Origin of the sequence: Achromobacter sp. 77, from assembly GCF_020541125.1 — a bacterium.
GTDB classification, from domain to species: Bacteria; Pseudomonadota; Gammaproteobacteria; order Burkholderiales; family Burkholderiaceae_B; genus Achromobacter; species Achromobacter mucicolens.
In genome coordinates this window covers 2,556,269-2,574,932 of record NZ_CP059848.1, presented here as the reverse complement: position 1 = coordinate 2,574,932, position 18,664 = coordinate 2,556,269, and the positions used below count along the sequence as shown (strand labels likewise).

Genomic DNA, 18,664 nt, shown 5'->3' with positions numbered 1-18,664 from the left:
ATGGGTCAGCGGCTGAAAGACAAGGTGGCGCTGGTGTTTGGCGCGGGCTCGTCCGGGCCGGGATGGGGCAACGGCAAGGCCGCGGCGGCCCTATACGCACGCGAAGGCGCGTGGGTATTTGCCGTGGACCTGCGGCCGGAGGCCGCCCGCGAAACCTGCGGCATCATCGAAGCCGAAGGCGGCCGCTGCCAGGCGTTGACCGCCGACGTGACCGACTCCGGGCAGATCCAGGCGGCGGTCGCCGCCGTGCTGGCGGCCGCCGGGCGCATCGACGTGCTGCACAACAACGTGGGCATCACGGAGATGGGCGACCCCATCGAGGCCACCGAAGAAAGCTGGCATCGCGTGCTGGACACCAACCTGACCGGCGTGTTCCTGACGTGCAAGCATGTGCTGCCCGCCATGCTGGCGCAGGGCGCGGGCAGCATCGTCAACATTTCGTCGCTGGCCTCGATCCAGGTGAATTCCTATCCGTACACCTCTTACTACGCCGCCAAGGCCGGGTTGAACCACCTGACGCGGTCATTGGCCGTGCGTTACGCGCCGGACAATATCCGCGTGAATGCGGTGCTGCCCGGCGTCATCGACACCCCCTTGATCTACAAACAGATCGCGGGCCAGTTCGATGACGTCGAGGAAATGCGGCGGCGGCGCAATGCCGCCAGCCCCATGGGGCGGATGGGCGACGCCTGGGACGTGGCCCATGCCGCGCTGTTTCTGGCAAGCGACGAGGCCAAGTACATCACCGGCGTGTGCCTGCCGGTCGATGGCGGCAAGGCCTGCGCCGGACGCTAGCGCAAAGCCGGCGGGATCGGACTGGCCGGGGCGCGATCAGACGCGCGGGGCCAGGTCCGCCGACAATTCCGCCGCCGCGCGCTGCAGCGCGGCCACCACGTCGGCCAGGCGCGCGCCGGACAGGCGCGACCGGATGGCTGCCACGCTCAGCGCCGCCACCACGTGCTGCTCGCGGTCGAGCACCGGCACCCCCACGCCCAGCATGTCCGGAATGATGCGGCCCGGGTTCAACGCGTAGCCGTTCCGGCGCGCGGCGGCGATGTCCTCGCGCAGCATGTCGGTCGATGGCAGGTCGGGCGCCGCGCTGGCGTCGTAGCGCGCCAGCACGCGTTCGATATCGTCATTGGGCAGGAACGCCAGCAAGGCCAGGCTGCCCGCGCCAACGCCCAACGGGCGGCGGTGGCCGACTTCCAGCGTCAGGATCTTGATGGGAAAGTCGCCCGTCTTGCGGTCCACGCAGACCGCTTCGTGCCCGGAGCGCACCGACAGGAAGCTGGTGTCGCCCGTGGAATGCGCCAGCCTCAGCACGGCCGATTCGGCGATGGCCTTGATGCCGTGCCGGCTTTCGGCCGCCAGCCCCAGGATGTAGGACTCGCGGCCAAGGCTGTAGGTCTTCAGGCGCGGATTGAGCGACAGGAAGCCTTCCTGCAGCAGCGCCGTGAGCATGCGATGCGCGGTGGGCGGCGTCAGGCCGACATCGCGCACCACGTCCGTCAGGCCCACGCCACGCGCCGGGGCCGCCCCGACGTACTTGAGGATGCGCAGCACGCGGAAAATGCTTTGCGCGCCGCCGACGGCGTCGCTCGCGCGGGGCGCCATCAATGCACCGTCGTCCCATCCGGCGGCGTCTGGTTCAGCCCCAGCGCCGCTTCCCAACTGCGCAGCGGCACGCAGGTCTGCAGGCGCACGATGGCGCGCTGGATCAGGGCGGGATGCAGTTCGTGGCCGACGTGGGTGGCGATGTCGATGGTGGAATCGCCGTGCAGTTCGGCCAGGCGGGCCTGGGCCGCCTGGGCCTGCGACACGCTCATGACCGGATCGTCGGCGCCGTGCAGCAGATGGATGGTGGTGTACTGCGGGGCGCTTTTGGGCAGTTGCGCGTAGCGGCCCGAAAACGCGATCACGCGTCCAGCCATGCCGTCGTGGGCCTGCACCAGTTCCAGCGCCATGATGGCGCCCTGCGAAAAGCCGGCCAGCGCGGTGTCGGACTGCAGCAGGCCGAAACGGGCCTGCGCATCGTGCACGTAGGCTTCCAGGCGCGGCAGGGCCTGGGCCACGCGGTCGACGCGGTTGTCGTCGGTAACGCCGCGCACCGAGAACCACTGCCGGCCTGCGCCGCCGCCATCGAAGGGCTCGAAGCCTTCGGGGATCAGCACCGCCGCGCTCGGAAAGGCCGCGCGCACGGCCTGAGCCAGGGGCTCCAGGTTGGCGGGCGATCCGCCCACGCCGTGCAGCAGGATGAAGAGCTGGCGCACGTCGACGCCCGGATCGGGAAGGAATTCGATAGAACTGGAAGACGCCATGAAACTGCTCCGTGCTGGGCTGGGACCGTGGAATGCGCCCCGATTGCGGGATTGTAAAATGCGCCGCGCCTGGCCGTCCCGGGCCACTTTTCGATACGTCCTGCTGGCGCAAAGCCCGGTACAATACTGTATATTTATCCAGGTATTGAACACCGGGCGCTTTTGCCATGCAGTCCCCCGAACGTATCCATCCCGCGTTGTGGCGCGCCACGCAGTTGGCCAAAGGCGCCGCACGCACCCTGCCAACCGGGCATGCGGCGCTATCGGCCGAACTGCCGGATAACGGCTGGCCGCTGGGATCGCTCGTCGAGCTGCTGACTCCCCACCCCGGCATCGGAGAAATCCGCCTGCTGCGTCCCGCGCTGGCCCAACTGGAAACGCGGCGTCCCATTGCCCTGGTGCAGCCTCCGCATGTTCCGCACATCGCCAGCTGGATGAGCTGGCGGCTGGATCCCCGGCAACTGCTGTGGGTGGCGCCCGAAAAACCGGTGGATGCGCTGTGGGCCAGCGAACAGATCCTGAAGAACGCCAGTTGCGGCGCGCTGATCTGCTGGCTGCCCCACGTGCGCCCGGAATCCCTGCGCCGCCTGCACCTGGCGGCCCAGGCCAGCGACCTGCTGTTCATCGCCGTGCGCCCGTCCCGCGCCGCCCAAAGCGCCACGCCCGCCGCCTTGCGGCTGGCGCTGGCGCCCGCGCCGGGCGGCCTGTCCGTACACATACTGAAGCGCCGGGGGCCTGTCTGCGACACCCCGCTGTACGTGGGCCTGGAGCCCGGCGCCCTTACCCCCTCTTCTCCCCGCCATGCGCCTCTGGATCGCCGCATACCTGCGCTGCCTGCCGCTGGACGCCATACGCCCGCACTGGCCGCATGAACAGCAGGCGTTCGCCGTTCTGGACCAGGAACGTGTGGCCGCCCTGACGCCCGCCGCCCGCCAGGCCGGCGTGACGCCCGGCATGCGCCGCGCGGGCGCGGCGGCCATCGCGCCTGGCGTGGAACTGCTGCCCCGCCAGCCGCAGGCTGAAGCCGACGCCTTGCAGGGCGCGGCGCTGGCCCTCTTGCAGTACACCCCCGAAATCGCGCTGGCCGACGGCGACACCGTGCTGCTGAATGTGGGCGCCAGCCTGATGTTCTTTCGCGGACCGCGGGCGCTGAGCCGGCGGGTGGCCGCCACGCTGCGCGCGCTGGATCTGCGGGTGTCGCTGGGCATGGCGCCCACGGCCACGGGCGCCTGGCTGCTGGCGCGGCGCGCCGGCCGGGGCGTGCCCCGCCGCACGCTCAAGCTGCCCACCCTGGCGCGGCGGCTCGATGCCCTGCCCCTGTCGCTGCTGCCCCAGGCGCAAGGCCGCCGCAACTGGCTGGACGACATCGGCTGCCACACGCTGGCGCACCTGCGCGCCCTGCCCCGCGCGGGCCTGCAGCGGCGCAGCGCGCCCGATCTGCTGCAAGCGCTGGACGCCGCCTACGGCCAGACGCCCGAACTCTACCGCTGGCTCGAACCGCCCAACCAGTTTTCGCGGCGGATCGAGCTCATGGACTATATGGAGCACACCGACGCCGTGCTGGCGGTGGCGGGACGCCTGGCCGAGCAGCTGGGCGGCTGGCTGACCGCCCGGCAACTGGCCGTGCGGCGCGTGGTGCTCAGCATGGATCACGAACGCGGCCGCCACGCCCGCCCGCCGACCGAACTGGAGGTCGCGCTGGCCCAGCCCATCTGGCAGGCCTCGCAGCTTCTGCATCTGCTGCGCGAAAAACTGAACCACTTCACGCTGGAAGCCCCCGTCATCGCGGTGGCGCTGCACGCGCCCGACACCGTCGAGCAACCCGCCGCCAGCACCACCCTGTTCCCCGAGCCGGGCGGCACCGCCGCCGACCACGCGCGGCTCCTGGACCTGCTGGTGGCGCGGCTGGGCCGCGACCGGGTGCGCCATGCCCGGCCCACCGCCGACCATCGTCCCGAAGCCGCCAACGCATGGACCGACGCGCTGGCCGCGCCAGCGCGTCCCGCCGCCCCCCTGCCGCCGCTGCTCGACCGGCCGTTCTGGCTGCTGGAAACCCCGCAGCCCCTGAAGCTGTCCGGCCATCGCCCCCACTATGGCGGCCAGGCGCTGCGGCTGATGCGCGGCCCCGAGCGCATCGAAAGCGGGTGGTGGGACCCGGCCCTGACCGTGCGCGATTACTTCGTCGCCGAAGACGCGGCCGGCGCGCGCTACTGGATCTACCGCGAACGCGACGCCGAGGACGCGCGCTGGTTCCTGCACGGACTGTACGCCTGACATGCGCATGGACGACGACGCCCCCGATCCGCTGGACCCGGCTGAGACCCTGGCCCAGTTGCCCGGCTATGCCGAGCTGCAATGCCAGTCCAATTTTTCCTTCCTGCAAGGCGCCTCGCATCCCGAGGAACTGACCGCCCGCGCGGCCGAACTGGGCTATGCCGCGCTCGCCCTGACCGACGAATGCTCGCTGGCCGGCGTGGTGCGCGCCCATACCGAAGCCAAGACCCTCAAGCTGCCGCTCATCATCGGCGCCACGTTCCAGCTGCGCGCCGCGCCCGACGCCGCGCCGCTGGGCCTGACCCTGCTGGCGCAGACCCGCGAGGGCTATGGCAACCTGTCCGAATTCATCACGCTGGGCCGCACCCGGGCGCCCAAGGGCGAATACCGGCTGGCGCCGCAAGATATAGCCGATCCGCCCGCCGGCTACGCGCACCTGCGCAACCTGCCGGAATGCCTGGCCATCCTGACACCCGCCTACGGCACCGACGCCGACCGCATGGCCGACCAGGCGCGCTGGCTGGCGCGCGTCTTTCCGGGGAGGGCGTGGGTGGGGCTGACCTTGCTGCACCAGTCGCGCGACGACCTGCACCGCGCCGCCGTCGAACACGCGGCCCAGGCCTCGCAACTGCCGATCGTGGCGGTCGGCCAGGTGCAGATGCATGTGCGTTCGCGCAAGCCGCTGCACGACACGCTGACCGGCATCCGCACCCGCCAGCAGGTGTCGCAATGCGGCTACGCGCTGTCCGGCAACGCCGAACAACACCTGCGCAGCCGCATGCGCCTGGCCAGTCTGTACCCGCCCGACGCGCTGGCGCAGACCCTGGCCGTGGCGCGCCGCTGCACGTTTTCACTGGACGAACTGCATTACGAATACCCCGACGAGATCGTGCCGCCCGGCCACACGCCGGCCAGCTACCTGCGCCAGGAAGCGCTGACCGGCGCCGCCCGGCGTTTTCCGCGGGGCGTTCCCGACGGCATCACGGCGCAGATCGACAAGGAACTGGAACTCATCTCGGACCTGAACTACGAGGCCTATTTCCTGACCGTCTACGACATCGTGCAGTTCGCCCGCAACGCCGGCATCCTGTGCCAGGGCCGGGGCTCGGCCGCCAACTCCGCCGTGTGCTATTGCCTGGGCATCACCGCCGTGGACCCGCAGCGCGGCAACAACCTGTTCGAACGCTTCATCAGCAAGGAACGCAACGAACCGCCCGACATCGACGTCGACTTCGAACACCAGCGCCGCGAAGAAGTCATCCAGTACATCTACGACAAATACGGCCGTGAACGGGCCGCCCTGACCGCAGTGGTCATCTCGTACCGGCCGCGCAGCGTGCTGCGCGACACGGGGCGTGCGCTGGGCGTTGACCCGGGCGTCATCGACGCCGTGGCCCGCGCCCACCAGTGGTGGGACGGCAAGAAGGAAATGCTGCGCACGCTGGGCGCCTGCGGCCTGGACCCCGAGTCCCAGGTGGCGCGCCAATGGGCGTCGCTGGCGCAGACCATGATGGGCTTTCCGCGCCATCTGTCGCAGCATCCGGGCGGTTTCGTCATTTCACGCGGCAAGCTCTCGCGCCTGGTGCCCATTGAAAACGCCGCCATGCAAGACCGCAGCGTCGTGCAATGGGACAAGGACGACCTGGATGCCCTGAAGCTGCTGAAGGTGGACGTGCTGGCGCTGGGCATGCTGTCGGCATTGCGCCGCACGCTGGAACTGGCCAGCCAGCGCCGCGGCCAGCCGCTGGCCTTGCAGGACATCCCGGAAGGCGACGCGCCCACCTACGACATGATCTGCGATGCCGACACCATCGGCGTTTTCCAGATCGAATCGCGCGCGCAGATGACCATGCTGCCACGCCTGCGGCCGCGCGAATACTACGACCTGGTGGTGCAGGTGGCCATCGTGCGCCCGGGCCCGATCCAGGGCGGCATGGTCCATCCCTACCTGCGCCGCCGCCAGGGCAAGGAAGACGAAACCTACCCCAGCGAAAAAGTGCGCGGCGTGCTCAGCCGCACCATGGGCGTGCCCATCTTCCAGGAACAGGTCATGCAGATCGCCGTGGTGGCCGCCGGTTTCTCGCCGGGCGAAGCCGACCAGCTGCGCCGGTCGATGGCGGCCTGGCGGCGCAAGGGCGGCGTGGACAAGTTCCGCGTCAAGCTGGTGGGCGGGCTGCTGGCGCACGGCTACACGCTGGACTTCGCCGAAGCCTTGTTCCGTCAGGTGGAAGGGTTTGGCGAATACGGTTTCCCGGAAAGCCATGCGGCCAGTTTCGCGCTGCTGGCATATGCCAGTTCCTGGCTCAAGCGCCACGAACCCGAGGCCTTCCTGGCCGCCCTGCTCAATTCCCAGCCCATGGGGTTCTATGCGCCCGCGCAGCTGGTGCAGGACGCGCGCCGCCACGGCGTGTGCGTGCTGCCCGCAGACGTCACCGTGAGCGGCTGGGATTCCGTGCTGGAAATACTGCCCGGCGGCCATCCCGGCGCCCGGCGGCGGGCGCATCACCACGCGCCGCCCGCCGCCGAGCCCCGTCCCGCCGTGCGGCTGGGCCTCAGCCTGCTGCAGGGCATGCGCGAGGACACTGCCCGCCGCATCGAAGCCGCGCGGGCCGAGGCCCCCTTTGCCAACACCGCCGACCTGGCCCGCCGCGCCGGGCTCAACCGCCACGACCTGAATGCGCTGGCCGCGGGCGACGCGCTGCGCACCCTGGCCGGCCACCGGCGCCAGGCCAGCTGGGAGGCCGCCGCCAGCGTGCAAAGCCGCGACCTGCTGCGCGACGCCGAGATCGTGGACGCCCAAGCCCCGCAACTGTCCGCCCCGTCGGAAAGCCAGACCGTGGCCGCCGACTACCGCAGCGTGGGCCTGACGCTGCACAGCCATCCCGTGTCGCTGCTGCGCCCGCAACTGGCCGCCCGCAATTTCCAGCCCGCCTCGGTGCTGAACGGCTATCCCAACAAACGCGTCGCCCGCGCCTGCGGCATCGTCACCGTGCGCCAGCGCCCCCAGACCTCCAAGGGCGTCATCTTCGTGACCCTCGAAGACGAGACCGGCCCGGTCAACGTGGTGGTCCGCCCCGACCTCATCGAACGCCAGCGCCGCGAACTGCTGGGCGCCACCCTGCTGGGGGTCTTTGGCGCCTGGCAAAGCGTGGACGGCGTGCGCCACCTGATCGCGCAGCGGCTGGTGGATATGTCCGACCTGCTTGGCGGACTGGCGGCGCAGAGCCGCGATTTCCACTGAAGCTGCACGGCCAGCCGCCTGCCGCTGTTGCCCGGTTGCACAGGGGCCGCCGCGCCTTGACCACAGCACATCGCCGCTGGTCTATCATGGGTTTTTGTCCGCTCGTTGTAAGGAGTCCTACATGATCCGCAAGCTGATCCCCTTCCTGCTGGTTGCCAGCCTGGCTGCGTGCGCCAATACTGGCGGTTCGCGCACATCCAGCGCGCCGGCATCCAGCTCCTCGAGCGCGTCCTCTTCCTCGAGCACTGGCGCTGGCGCTTCCTACGGTTCATCCTCGTCCATGCCCGGCAGCACCAGCGGCAAGACCTGCGACGCCGGTGCGCTGCAATCGCAGATCGGCCAGAAAGCCACGCCCTCCGTCATGGAAGACATGCGCACGCGCAGCGGCAGCACCACCGCGCGCATGCTGCGCCCGGGCCAGGTGGTCACCATGGAATACAACAACACCCGCCTGAACCTCATCGTGGACGACAAGGACGTGATGACGGCAATCCGCTGCGGTTGACGGCGCCAGCCGGCCCGCGTCCGGCCGCCTCAGCGGCAGGACCGGGCGCCGCACCAAGACAAGCGCAAGGCCAGCGGCCGCACCGGTCGCTGGCCTTGCCAATCAATCCCCGGCCAGGTCCCGATCGGCCAACCCGCCCTTTCCACTCGCGCTTTTCACTCGCCCTTTTCACCCACCCCGAGCGGCCGCGCCGCCGGCGGCACATGCGGCAGGAACGCCCCCGCCACCTCGAAGGCGCATTCCTCGCGCGCAATGTCGATCACCCGCGACACGACCGGGTTGACGATGTTCTTTTTGTGCACCGCGTAGTAGTTGATGGTCGGCAGGTCCGGCTGCACATTCAGCTGGCACAGCGCCCCGCGCGCCACCAGCGGCGCAAAGTAGGCGCCCGGCAGATAGCTGATCCCCAATCCCAGCATCGTCAGCTGGGCCATCATGCCCAGACTGTTGCACGTCAGCACCCGCTTGACGGGCATTCCCTGCTCGGCGAACCACGCGTCATACAGATGCGATAACGCCGAATTGGTGGGCTGCGAGATGACGGGGTACGGCGCCAGGTCCTGCGGCGTCAGCGCGGCGGCGACATCGATGTCCAGCGCCGGGCTGGCCATCCACACATTGGTGACCGCGCCCAGATGCGTGCAATCGTACTGGTAACCCCAGAACGGACCCGGCATGATCGCCAGGTCCAGTTCGTCCTGCTCCAGCCGCTCATACAGGGTGATGCCGCCGTCGATCTCGGGCATCAGCTGCACGCGCGGGTAGCGCTGGCTGATCTGCTTGATCAGCCCGGCCAGCCAGGTCATGCCGACCAGTTCCGTCACGCCCAGCCGCACCACGCCTTCAAAGCTGGCCGGATCGGCCATGTTCTGGACGATCCGGCTGTTCAGCTCCAGCATCTGGCTTGCCAGCTCAAAGAGCTTGCGGCCCTGCGGGGTCATCAGCAGTTTCTTGGCCCGCCGCTCGAACAGGGGCGCGCCCGCAAAGGCCTCGAGTTCGCCCACCCGCTTGGCCACGGCCGATTGGGTGGTGTGCAGCTTGCGCGACGACGCGCTGAAGCTGCCCAGTTCGGAACTCCAATAAAAGGCCTCCAGCTGTTTGAGGGTGTACATCGCCGCGGTCGAAGAAAAGCGCATGGAAACCCCCAACGTTACCACCGAGGCCGCTCGGCCCGGATCATCCCCGCGGATGCAGGATGTCCGCCAGGAAGCGCTGCGCGCGCGGATGCGCAGGCGCGCTGAAAAAGCGCTCGGGCGTGTCCATCTCCAGGATCTCGCCCGCGTCCATGAACACCACGCGGTCGCAGACGTCGCGCGCAAAGCCCATTTCGTGCGTCACGCACACCATCGTCATGCCGTCCTTGGCCAGCCCCTTCATCACCTGCAGCACCTCGCCCACCATCTCCGGGTCGAGCGCGCTGGTCGGCTCATCGAACAGCATGACCGGCGGCTGCAGGGCCAGCGCGCGCGCAATCGCCACCCGCTGCTGCTGGCCACCCGACAGCGATCCGGGATAGGCGTCGATCTTGTGCGCCAGCCCCACGCGATCGAGCAGGCTGCGCGCCAGCTCCACAGCCTGCTTGCGCGGCTGCTTGCGGATGTTCACCGGCGCGAAGATCACGTTCTCCAGCACGCTCATGTGCGGAAACAGGTTGAACTGCTGAAACACGAAGCCGATCTTCTGGCGCAGGGCGTTCAGGTTCGCGCCCTTCTGGTAGATGTCCTGGCCATCGATCAGGATGCGGCCTTTCTCAATGGGCTCCAGCCGGTTGATCGTGCGGATCATGGTCGACTTGCCCGACCCCGACGGGCCGCAGACCACCAGCACTTCGCCGCGCGCCACCGACAGGTCCACGTCCTTGAGCACATGATGCTCGCCGTACCACTTGTTCACTTTTTCGAGATTGATCATGTTTTGTTCCTTTAAGCCATGGCCCGCGAGCGGCGGATGCGCAGGTCCAGCCAGCTCAAGCCGCGGCTCAGGCTGAAGCACACCAAGAAGTAGATGATGGCCAGAATGCCGAACACCTGCAGCGGCTGCGTCAGCACGAGGTTGTTGACCTGGTTGGCGGCAAAAGTCAGTTCATTGACGCTGATGACATAGCCCAGCGACGTTTCCTTGATGGTGGACACGAACTGGCTGGTCATGCTGGGCAGCACGTTGAACAGCGCCTGCGGCAGCACCACCTTGCGCATCGTCGTCCAGTAGCCCACGCCCAGCGAGCGCGAGGCTTCGATCTGCCCGCGCGGCACCGCCTCGATGCCCGACCGGATCACCTCGGACAGGTAAGCGCTTTCATAGACCACCAGCGCAAAGATCAGCGTCCAGAAGCCGCTGACCACCTGCCCGGTGATCTTGGGCACGACGAAGTAAGCCCAGAAGATCAGCATGAGCAGCGGCATGCCGCGCACCACATTGACCAGGGCCTTGCTGGCCGTGCGCAGCCAGCCATAGGGACTGACACGCGCCAGCGCGATCAACAGCGCCAGCGGCAGGGACATCGCCAGGCCGAGCGCGGCCAGGATCAGGGTAAGCGCCAGTCCGCCCAGCGGACCGTTGGGGTATTGGCCCACGAGCAGCGTGGGCCAGTATTGCATCAGCAGATCAAGCACCGTGGCCTCCGCGGTTCAGACGATAACGGGCGTAGATGCGCGATCCGAAAGCCATGATCAGGAACGATCCCAGCAGGTACATGATCGTCGCCGCGCCAAAGGTGGCGAAGGTGCGGTAGGTCTCGTTTTCGATTTCTCGCGCCTGGTAAGTCAGCTCCATCACGCCGATCGCCATGGCCACGCTGGTGTTCTTGAACAGCAGCAGCGCGCGCCCGACCAGCGGGGGAATGGAGATGCGCAGCGCCTGCGGCACGATCACGAAGCGCATGCATTGCAGATAGCTGGCGCCCAGCGCGCGGGCGGCCTCGAACTGCGTGCCCGGAATGGCGCGCAGGCCGCTGCGGATGTCTTCGGCGATATAGGCGGCCGACCCCAGCGCCAGCGCGATCGCCGCCAGCGACATTTCGGCGTTGTGCGCGTACAGCCACATGCGGAACCCTTCGGGCAGCAATTCGGGCATGCCGAAATACCAGAACAGCACCTGCACCAGCAGGGGCACGTTGCGGTGGTATTCCACATAGGCGTCGACCAGCCAGCGGCACGGCGCCAGATTGGTGGCGCGCACCACCACCAGCGTCACCGCGATGGTGAACGCCATGACCCATGCAACCAGGAACAGCTGCACGGTGACCGCCATGCCGCTGAGCAGCAGCTGGTATTGGGAAGCGTCTAGAAAGCTCATAAACCTGTCAATCTCCTGCGATCGGGCGCGCGGCGCCAAGCATCACGGCTTCGCGCGCGCCGCCTTGCGGGACGCGCCGAAGCCGTGACGGGAGTGGCGAAGGAAACGCCCGGGTCCGTGCCTCAGCCGGCAATCGGGCCGATCTTGAAGCTGCGTTCCAGCTTGTACGGCGTCTCGGGGCCAAACCACTTGTCGAACAGCTTGGCCGCCGCGCCGGAGGCTTCGGCCTCGTCCAGCGCCTGGTTCACCGTTTCCAGGAAACGCGGTTCGGACTTGCGCACGCCCAGGCCCCAGGGCTCATCGAACACCGCCTTCGGGATGACGCTGACCGGCGCGGTCGGCGGGCTTTGCAGCACCAGGCGCACCAGCACCAGCTCGGAGGCAAACTGCGCGTCGACCTTCTTCTGTTGCAGGGCGAGGTACGTGGCCGAGCTGTCGCCGTAGCCAATCACCTGCGACTTGTCCAGAATGCGCTTGATTTCGCGCTCGGAGCTGGACCCCTTGGTCGCGCCGATGCGGCGGCCGTTCAGGGCCTCGATCGAATCCAGGCCCGAATCCTTGCGCACCATCAGCTTTTGCGGGCTGACGTAGTACGAGTGGCTGAAGGCGATCTGCTGGGCGCGATCGGGCGAATAGCCCAGGTTGGCGGCCAGGATGTCCACGCGCCCTTCGTTCAGCTCGGGCACGCGCGCCGCCACCGACAGCAGCTTGTAGTTGACCTTCACGCCCAGCTTGTCGGCGACCAGCTTGCAAACGTCCACGTCATAGCCCACCAGTTGGCGTGTCGCGGCGTCCTGGAAGCTGAAGGGTTGCGACGTGCCCAACGTGCCGCAGACCAGCTCGCCGCGCGCCTTGATGTCGTCAAGCTGGTCGGCGTGGGCGATTCCGCCCGCGGCCAGCGTAGCCAGGCCCAGGCAGGCGGCAAAGAAAGTGTGACGCTTCATGGTTCATTCCCCTTGATTGGTTGTTTGGTGAACAGACTGAATTGGACGTTGAATCGATGGCGTGGAGTCGATGGCGTTGAATCGATCACGCCGGACCGCCGAGGTCCGGCGGGTATCGGGTATCAGGCCAGTTTGGCGCACGCCTCGCGGATCGCCGAGCAACCCTGCCGGATGTCGTCCAGCGAGGCCGCGAACGACAGCCGGAACGTGCCCGGCGCGCCGTAGGCGTGACCGTCGATGACCGCCACGCCCGCTTCGCGCAGCAGGTAATGTGTCAGGTCGGTATCGCTGGCGATCACGTCGCCGGCCGGCGTCTTCTTGCCCAAGAGGCCCGAGCAGTCCGGAAAGACATAGAACGCGCCCTGCGGCACCACGATGTCCAGGCCCGGCGTGCCCGACAATTCGGCGATCGCCAGGTCGCGGCGTTCGCGAAACACCTTGGCAAACTCCACGACGCAGTCCTGCGGGCCCGTCAACGCTTGCAGCGCGGCCGCCTGGCTGACCGACGAGGCGCCCGACGTGCTTTGCGATTGCAGGATCGCCATCGCCTTGATGAGCTCATCGGGACCGGCGCCGTAGCCGATGCGCCAGCCCGTCATTGCGTAGGCCTTGGATACGCCGTTAACCACGAGGGTGCGTTCGGCCAGTTCCGGCGCCACCTGCAGCGGATGCACGGTGGGCTCGCCGGTGAAGTTTAGGCGCGCGTAGATGTCGTCGGTCATCAGCCAGACGTGCGGATGACGCGCAAGGACCTCGGTCAGGCCGCGCAGTTCTTCCGCGGTGTAGACCGATCCGGTCGGGTTGCTGGGCGCGTTCATCATCAGCCACTTGGTGCGCGGCGTGATGGCGCGTTCCAGGGCGTCGGGCGTAACCTTGTAGTCGCTGGCGGGCGACGTTTCCACCGTCACCGGCACGCCGCCGTTGACCAGGACCATGTCCGGATAGGACACCCAGAACGGCGCGGGAATCAGCACTTCGTCGCCATCGTTCAGCGTGGCGGCCAGGCCGTTGAAGATCACCTGCTTGGCGCCGGTGCTGACAATGACGCGCGAAGCCGGGTACGTCACGCCGGTCGCTTCCAGCAGGTGCGCGGCGGCGGCCTTGCGCAGGGCGAGCGTGCCCTGCGCCGGCGGATACTTGGTTTCGCCGCGGTTCATGGCGGCCGTCGCGGCCTGCCGGATGTGTTCGGGCGTCGAGAAATCGGGCTCACCGATGGTCAGGTCGATGATGCGGCGGCCCTGTTCGCGCAGTTCCGCGATGATGGCGCGCGCGGCGACGCTGGGCGAAAGCTTGATGCGCTTGATGCGGTCGGCGACGATGCTCATTTGGCCGCTCCCATCTTTTCGGCCAGGGTCTTTTCCAGCCACGGCTTGGTGTACGTGCCGGCGCGCAGCTTTTCCTTGGCCACGGCTTCGTCGGCTTCCTTCTTGAGCGCCAGCGCCAGCACGGCGTTGGCATGCTCGGCCGGAATCACCACCACGCCATCGGCGTCGCCCACGACCACGTCGCCGGGGTTGACCACCTGGCCGCCCACCGACACGGGCACGTTGATCTCGCCCGGACCGTCCTTGTAAGGCCCCTTGTGCGACACGTCGCGGGCAAAGCAGCCGAATTCGCCCTGCGCGAATACGTCCGCGTCGCGCACTGCGCCGTCGATCACGAATCCTTCGATCCCGCGCGACTGCGCGTCCATCATCATCAGTTCGCCCACCAGCGCGTTGCTGGTGTCGCCCGCGCCGTCCACGACGATCACGTCGCCCGCCCCGCCCAGCGAAATCGCCTTGTGGATCATCAGGTTGTCGCCCGGACGGGTCTTGACGGTCAGCGCCACGCCGACCGTGCGGCGTGCGCCGTTATGCAGCGGACGCAGGCCCGACACGCCGTACAGACGGTTCATGCAGTCGCTGATCTGGGCCGAGCCGATGGTGGCAAAGCCGGCCAGCACGTCGGCGGCGACGGCCGGCGCGGTACGGGAAAGAATGCGATATCCGATGGGATTCATAAGGAAAGTCAGTGTGAATGCAAGGAGCGTTGAAGCGAACCTGCATTACAAAGCCGCGCAAGCCTTTCCTCAAAACGATATAAATTCCCAGCGATCCACGAATATTTTTCGTGGATTACGCCGTTTAAGGGTTATCCCTTATTCCTGCATCCGCGCTCAGTCGTCGCCGGCGCCCGACGCGCTGCGCGCCTCGGACAACGCCACCGTCAGGTGCATGACCTTCTTCTTGAGCTGGTCACGCTCGTCCGTCAGCTTGGCCAGCAACTGGCGCAGGCGCGCGATCTCGGCCGGCATGTCGGCGATGCTCTCGATAGGCTCCTCGGGCGGCGCCTCGCGGGGTGGCGGGGCCTTGGCCTGGCGCACTTCCCGGGCGGCCTGCTGCAATTCCTTGCGGCCGCCGGCAACTGCGGCAGCCTGCCGTTCCGCCGGCAGCGACGCCACGGCTGCCGCGGCGTTGATGGAGATGGCGCCTTCCTTGACCGCGCGCACCAATTCCGGCGCCGCGGACTTCTGGATCTTTTCGATCTGGCCCAGGGTGTTGCTGCTGATGCGGGCGGCGCGCGCCAGGGCCTGCCGACTGGGCACGGCCGGCTTCCAGTCGGGATTGGCATGGCCGCGCATCGGCACGGCGCCGGCCCCGGGCGCGTCCTCGTCCCAAGGTGGGGAGTCGTCGGGCGGCGATCCGTCGGATGGCGCGCCTTCCGAAGCTGCGCCTTCTGTCGCCCCCTCGCCAGTCGCCGCCCCGGCCTCAGGCCCGGTGCGCGCCAGCAGGATCTCCTTTTTGCGCAGCGCCAGCACCCCCCGCTGAAAGTCCGACACGCTGCGCCGGCCCAGGTGGTTCTCGATCATCCACAGGTGCACGTCCTCGATGGACTTGAAGTGCGGATGCTGGATGGTCTTGAAGGGAATGTCGTGCTTGACGCAGATGGCGTAGCGGTTGTGGCCGTCGACCAGCAGATCGCCCCACAGCACGAGGGCGTCGCGGCACCCTTCGGCCAGCAGGCTGCGCTCCAGCGCGGCGTGTTCGTCCTCGGTCAGCGGGTCTATATAGGCGCGCAGGCCTTCGTCTACTCTGATTTCCATGGTGTCCAAATAAAGTCGGGCCGCGCTCTACGCCAGCCCCTGTCCGCGCAGCACGTCCTGGATCGCCGCCAACCGCGAGACCGGATCGGTCAGCGCCAGCAGGGTCGCCTTGTCGTCCGGCGGCAAGGGCAAGAGTTCGCACCAGCGGTTCGCCACCCAGCCGCAGTCGTCCAGCCGGAACGGCGGCGCAAGCGGCATACGTTCGGCAGGCACGCCGTCCCGCTGCCACTGCGCCACCAGCCGGCCCAGCGCATCGGCGCTGGCCTGCATGGTTGCCGGCACGGGCGTGGGCGGATCGTCGGGGATGGGCTCGGCCTCGCCCATCCAAAGGCCGTATTTTGCCACCTCGCTGGACCGCAGCCGAAAGCGTCCGGCGCCACGGCACCGGATTTCCAGCAGGGCCGGCATGGGCGCCTCCCAGCGTTCGACCCGGGCCATCGTGCCGACTGGCGACAGCGTCTCCTCGCCTTCCGGGGAACGGACCTCGCTACCGGCCAGCAGGCCCACGATGCCGAATTCGGTATTCTCGGCGATGCTGCGGCGGATCATGTCCAGATAGCGCACCTCGAAGATGCGCAGTTGCACCACGCCGTCGGGAAACAGCGCGTTGGACAATGGAAACAAGGGAATCAGCGACATGGCCGCCTCCTGTTCATGTCACGTGGAACGCTTCGTCCACCGGCACCTGCAGCGCCGTCGCCAGCGCGTTGGTCTGCGACGCCATCGCGATCACCGCCAGCAGTTCCGCATGCTGGCCGTCGGTCATGCCCTTGGCGCGGGCCGAGGCCGTGTGGGAATGAACGCAATACGAACACCCATTGGCCGTGGACACCGCGATGTAGATCAGCTCGCGCACCAGCGGCGAGAGCTCGCCCTCGGCCATCATTACCGTCTTGAGCTGCTCCCAGACGCTGCGCATCCGCGGCGGATCGTTGGCCAGCGCCCGCCAGAAATTGTTGACGAAGTCCGATTTGCGCGTGGCGCGGATGTCTTCCAACACCGCCCAGGCCTCGGGATTTCTACGGATCTCGTCATCGCTCAGCAGCCTTACCGTGCTCATTGCACCGCTCCATCGTGAAAAAATCGTGACGCCGCCGCCCTTTCGCGGCGGCCCTGTTTCGATCCGTCGGGGGCCGGGGCCGGCCAATCAGGTATTGCGGCCATCGTAGGGAATGCGGGTCAGCGCATTCAAGTCCACATTTTCCAGGCAGCGCACGTTGACGGCCGCGGTCTCCTTGCCTTCGGCGCCCACGCCGAAACCGAACGGCGCGCAGCCGCAATTGGCGCAGAAATGGTGCGAAATCACGTGCTTGTTGAAGGTGTACGTGGACAGCGTCTGCGTCGAGGACGTGATGCGCAGCGCGGCTCGCGGCACGAACCACAGCAGATAGCCCTTGCGGCTGCAGTGCGAGCAAGTGCATTCCAGCACCTGGGACACATCGCCATCGACTTCATAGGCGATCTGTCCGCAGTGGCAGCTTCCTTGTTGCATGGATTGTCTCCCGGCCGTTATCGGATCAGACTCCCATCATAGGCCTGTGCCGCCCGCCTTGCCCATGCGGACCCGCCGCACCTCACCCCGCCCGGAGCCATCATGCCCCAGTTATCCGCCTACCTCAGTTTCGACGGCAATTGCGCCGAAGCCATGCGCTTTTACGAACGCGTGCTGGGAGGCCGCCTTGACGCGCTGGTCCGTTATGCCGACGCACCCGCCGATGCCGTCATGCCCATCCTGTCCGACGAGGACGCCGGGCGCGTCATGTACGCGCGCCTGACGCTGGATGAGCAGACCTTGCTGGGCAGCGACGCCACCGCCGGACACCCCTAACCCGGCAACCGGGGGGTGGCGCTGGCACTGGTGTATCCCACCGTGTCGGACGCGCACCGGGTGTTCGACCTTCTGGCCGAAGGCGGCAGCGTCACGATGCCGCTGCAAAAGACGTTCTGGGCAGAAGCCTACGGCGCGCTGGTCGACCGGTATGGCACGCGCTGGATGGTGAGCGGGGGCCGCATGACCCACTGATGGCCCGGACGGCTGTGCCCGGCGCCGGGTTCAACCGCCCGGCCGGTGCGCCGCCAGCACCTCGTGCAGCGACTGCGCCGCGCGCTGCAGCACCGGCACGGCGCGCAGCAGATCGTCCAGCATCACGCGCGCCGTGGGCGCATGGCAGGCCACCGCCGCGACCACGCGGTCTTCGCCGTCGCGCACCGGGACCGCCACCGCGCTCATGCCGCGCACGAATTCCTCGTTGTCGATGCCGATGCCGCGCACGGCCAGCCGCTCCAGCTCGGCCTCAAGCCGGGCCGGGTCGGTCAGCGTGCGCGGTGTGTTGCGCGTGAGCGGCAGGCGGGCCAGCACGCGGCTGCGCTCCAGGCGGTTCATCGAGGCCAGGAACAGCTTGCCGCTTGCCGTGCAGTGCATGGGCACGTGGCTGCCCACCGCGAAAAAGAGCCGCAACGGCTCATTGGTCTCGACGCGCTCCATGTAGACGACGCGGTCGCCGTCGGGCGCGGTCAGGTTGCAGGTTTCGCCCAGCGTGCCCACCAGCTGGGTCAGCACGGCGCGGCACGCGCGCGTGAAGGCGCAGGCGCGCAGGGTGGCCAGCGCCAGCGACGTGGCCTGCGGCCCCGGCACGAAACCGTTTTCGGTGGGCGTGGCGGCCACGAAGCCGGCGCGCTGCATGGCCGCCAAGAGGCGCATCAACGTGGTCTTGGGCATGTCGAGCCGCTGCGCAAGCTGCGCCAGCGTAGGCGGATGCTGCGCCCGCGCCAGATGATCCAGCACCAGCAACGCCCGCAACGAACGCGCGGCCTCCTGCTGTCCGCCCGCGTCATCGGACCGGCCATCGGCCGGCTCCTGCGATGCTGCACTGCGATTTTGAAACCGAAGCCGCATGTTCTGTTCCATTTCTCCGCCCCAGCGCGTGTTGTGCTTTGTTCTGTGCGCGCGCTTCCTAGAATCGCCTCAGATGCCGGCCTGGTCCGCATTGCGGAGTCTGCACC

At 68.0% G+C, this 18,664-nt stretch carries 19 protein-coding genes and 1 pseudogene; 6 read left to right on the top strand and 14 right to left on the bottom strand.

The genetic code is table 11. The annotated features are described in order from the left end of the window. Positions 1-795, top strand: coding sequence for an SDR family NAD(P)-dependent oxidoreductase (locus tag H4P35_RS11905; protein ID WP_062841522.1), 795 nt, complete (start codon positions 1-3; stop codon positions 793-795). A gap of 36 nt (positions 796-831) precedes the next feature. Here H4P35_RS11905 and H4P35_RS11900 read toward each other — a convergent pair whose 3' ends face one another. Beyond that, a complete protein-coding gene (locus H4P35_RS11900) occupies positions 832-1,614 on the bottom strand; it encodes an IclR family transcriptional regulator (protein WP_226849162.1) in 783 nt (260 codons plus the stop codon). Further along, on the bottom strand, positions 1,614-2,318 hold the full coding sequence (ypfH, locus tag H4P35_RS11895; RefSeq protein ID WP_062841523.1) for an esterase: 705 nt from the start codon (positions 2,316-2,318) through the stop codon (positions 1,614-1,616). The genes H4P35_RS11900 and ypfH overlap by 1 nt, the downstream gene beginning before the upstream one ends. A 167-nt stretch (positions 2,319-2,485) precedes the next feature. Here ypfH and imuA point away from each other — a divergent pair, with 167 nt between their 5' ends. The 4 genes from imuA to H4P35_RS11875 all read left to right on the top strand — a co-directional run bounded on the left by imuA (position 2,486) and on the right by H4P35_RS11875 (position 8,338). After that, complete coding sequence (gene imuA / locus H4P35_RS11890) at positions 2,486-3,190, top strand: translesion DNA synthesis-associated protein ImuA (RefSeq protein WP_056317163.1); 705 nt, start codon at positions 2,486-2,488, stop codon at positions 3,188-3,190. Further along, complete coding sequence (locus H4P35_RS11885; RefSeq protein WP_226849161.1) at positions 3,120-4,592, top strand: DNA polymerase Y family protein; 1,473 nt, start codon at positions 3,120-3,122, stop codon at positions 4,590-4,592. The genes imuA and H4P35_RS11885 overlap by 71 nt, the downstream gene beginning before the upstream one ends. A 1-nt stretch (position 4,593) precedes the next feature. Next, complete coding sequence (locus H4P35_RS11880; protein ID WP_226849160.1) at positions 4,594-7,833, top strand: error-prone DNA polymerase; 3,240 nt, start codon at positions 4,594-4,596, stop codon at positions 7,831-7,833. A gap of 121 nt (positions 7,834-7,954) precedes the next feature. Then, positions 7,955-8,338: an I78 family peptidase inhibitor gene (locus H4P35_RS11875; RefSeq protein ID WP_108005591.1), complete on the top strand. Its 384-nt coding sequence runs from the start codon at positions 7,955-7,957 to the stop codon at positions 8,336-8,338. Between the two features lie 155 nt (positions 8,339-8,493). Here the strand turns inward: H4P35_RS11875 and H4P35_RS11870 are convergent, their stop codons facing one another. The 11 genes from H4P35_RS11870 to H4P35_RS11820 all read right to left on the bottom strand — a co-directional run bounded on the left by H4P35_RS11870 (position 8,494) and on the right by H4P35_RS11820 (position 17,153). Then, complete coding sequence (locus H4P35_RS11870) at positions 8,494-9,450, bottom strand: LysR family transcriptional regulator (protein ID WP_162256755.1); 957 nt, start codon at positions 9,448-9,450, stop codon at positions 8,494-8,496. A 64-nt stretch (positions 9,451-9,514) separates the two neighbouring features. Beyond that, entirely contained in the window at positions 9,515-10,249 is a 735-nt protein-coding gene (locus tag H4P35_RS11865; RefSeq protein WP_062841528.1) for an amino acid ABC transporter ATP-binding protein, read from the bottom strand. Positions 10,250-10,260: 11 nt separating this feature from the next. After that, positions 10,261-10,950, bottom strand: coding sequence for an amino acid ABC transporter permease (locus H4P35_RS11860; RefSeq protein WP_056317143.1), 690 nt, complete (start codon positions 10,948-10,950; stop codon positions 10,261-10,263). Then, positions 10,943-11,632, bottom strand: coding sequence for an amino acid ABC transporter permease (locus H4P35_RS11855; protein ID WP_056317142.1), 690 nt, complete (start codon positions 11,630-11,632; stop codon positions 10,943-10,945). Before H4P35_RS11855 ends, H4P35_RS11860 begins: the two co-directional genes overlap by 8 nt. Positions 11,633-11,754: 122 nt before the next feature. Next, on the bottom strand, positions 11,755-12,576 hold the full coding sequence (locus H4P35_RS11850) for an ABC transporter substrate-binding protein (RefSeq protein WP_175155374.1): 822 nt from the start codon (positions 12,574-12,576) through the stop codon (positions 11,755-11,757). Between the two features lie 122 nt (positions 12,577-12,698). After that, positions 12,699-13,901, bottom strand: coding sequence for an aminotransferase class I/II-fold pyridoxal phosphate-dependent enzyme (locus H4P35_RS11845; protein ID WP_056317138.1), 1,203 nt, complete (start codon positions 13,899-13,901; stop codon positions 12,699-12,701). Then, positions 13,898-14,578, bottom strand: a complete 681-nt coding sequence (locus tag H4P35_RS11840; protein ID WP_226849158.1) for an RraA family protein — start codon at positions 14,576-14,578, stop codon at positions 13,898-13,900. Before H4P35_RS11840 ends, H4P35_RS11845 begins: the two co-directional genes overlap by 4 nt. A gap of 156 nt (positions 14,579-14,734) precedes the next feature. Then, a complete protein-coding gene (locus H4P35_RS11835; protein ID WP_226849156.1) occupies positions 14,735-15,661 on the bottom strand; it encodes a hypothetical protein in 927 nt (308 codons plus the stop codon). Positions 15,662-15,688: 27 nt separating this feature from the next. Continuing rightward, on the bottom strand, positions 15,689-16,300 hold the full coding sequence (locus H4P35_RS11830) for an LON peptidase substrate-binding domain-containing protein (protein WP_056317130.1): 612 nt from the start codon (positions 16,298-16,300) through the stop codon (positions 15,689-15,691). A gap of 13 nt (positions 16,301-16,313) precedes the next feature. Further along, complete coding sequence (locus H4P35_RS11825; protein WP_226849154.1) at positions 16,314-16,721, bottom strand: carboxymuconolactone decarboxylase family protein; 408 nt, start codon at positions 16,719-16,721, stop codon at positions 16,314-16,316. Positions 16,722-16,808: 87 nt separating this feature from the next. Then, the gene (locus tag H4P35_RS11820; protein WP_226849152.1) at positions 16,809-17,153 is read right to left on the bottom strand and encodes a GFA family protein; all 345 of its coding nucleotides are present in this window, start codon (positions 17,151-17,153) and stop codon (positions 16,809-16,811) included. A 102-nt stretch (positions 17,154-17,255) separates the two neighbouring features. Between H4P35_RS11820 and H4P35_RS11815 the strand changes: the two are divergent. Then, positions 17,256-17,684: pseudogene (locus tag H4P35_RS11815) on the top strand (VOC family protein). A gap of 30 nt (positions 17,685-17,714) precedes the next feature. Here H4P35_RS11815 and H4P35_RS11810 read toward each other — a convergent pair. After that, the gene (locus H4P35_RS11810) at positions 17,715-18,569 is read right to left on the bottom strand and encodes an IclR family transcriptional regulator (RefSeq protein ID WP_056317121.1); all 855 of its coding nucleotides are present in this window, start codon (positions 18,567-18,569) and stop codon (positions 17,715-17,717) included. Positions 18,570-18,664 lie beyond the last annotated feature (95 nt).

Bases quoted from the DNA above. Each gene is read 5' to 3' on its own strand.
- H4P35_RS11905 (WP_062841522.1), top strand. From the start codon at position 1: ATGGGTCAGCGGCTGAAAGACAAGGTGGCGCTGGTGTTTGGCGCGGGC.
- H4P35_RS11900 (WP_226849162.1), bottom strand. From the start codon at position 1,614: ATGGCGCCCCGCGCGAGCGACGCCGTCGGCGGCGCGCAAAGCATTTTC.
- ypfH (WP_062841523.1), bottom strand. From the start codon at position 2,318: ATGGCGTCTTCCAGTTCTATCGAATTCCTTCCCGATCCGGGCGTCGAC.
- imuA (WP_056317163.1), top strand. From the start codon at position 2,486: ATGCAGTCCCCCGAACGTATCCATCCCGCGTTGTGGCGCGCCACGCAG.
- H4P35_RS11885 (WP_226849161.1), top strand. From the start codon at position 3,120: ATGCGCCTCTGGATCGCCGCATACCTGCGCTGCCTGCCGCTGGACGCC.
- H4P35_RS11880 (WP_226849160.1), top strand. From the start codon at position 4,594: ATGCGCATGGACGACGACGCCCCCGATCCGCTGGACCCGGCTGAGACC.
- H4P35_RS11875 (WP_108005591.1), top strand. From the start codon at position 7,955: ATGATCCGCAAGCTGATCCCCTTCCTGCTGGTTGCCAGCCTGGCTGCG.
- H4P35_RS11870 (WP_162256755.1), bottom strand. From the start codon at position 9,450: ATGTACACCCTCAAACAGCTGGAGGCCTTTTATTGGAGTTCCGAACTG.
- H4P35_RS11865 (WP_062841528.1), bottom strand. From the start codon at position 10,249: ATGATCAATCTCGAAAAAGTGAACAAGTGGTACGGCGAGCATCATGTG.
- H4P35_RS11855 (WP_056317142.1), bottom strand. From the start codon at position 11,632: ATGAGCTTTCTAGACGCTTCCCAATACCAGCTGCTGCTCAGCGGCATG.
- H4P35_RS11850 (WP_175155374.1), bottom strand. From the start codon at position 12,576: ATGAAGCGTCACACTTTCTTTGCCGCCTGCCTGGGCCTGGCTACGCTG.
- H4P35_RS11845 (WP_056317138.1), bottom strand. From the start codon at position 13,901: ATGAGCATCGTCGCCGACCGCATCAAGCGCATCAAGCTTTCGCCCAGC.
- H4P35_RS11840 (WP_226849158.1), bottom strand. From the start codon at position 14,578: ATGAATCCCATCGGATATCGCATTCTTTCCCGTACCGCGCCGGCCGTC.
- H4P35_RS11835 (WP_226849156.1), bottom strand. From the start codon at position 15,661: ATGGAAATCAGAGTAGACGAAGGCCTGCGCGCCTATATAGACCCGCTG.
- H4P35_RS11830 (WP_056317130.1), bottom strand. From the start codon at position 16,300: ATGTCGCTGATTCCCTTGTTTCCATTGTCCAACGCGCTGTTTCCCGAC.
- H4P35_RS11825 (WP_226849154.1), bottom strand. From the start codon at position 16,721: ATGAGCACGGTAAGGCTGCTGAGCGATGACGAGATCCGTAGAAATCCC.
- H4P35_RS11820 (WP_226849152.1), bottom strand. From the start codon at position 17,153: ATGCAACAAGGAAGCTGCCACTGCGGACAGATCGCCTATGAAGTCGAT.
- H4P35_RS11810 (WP_056317121.1), bottom strand. From the start codon at position 18,569: ATGGAACAGAACATGCGGCTTCGGTTTCAAAATCGCAGTGCAGCATCG.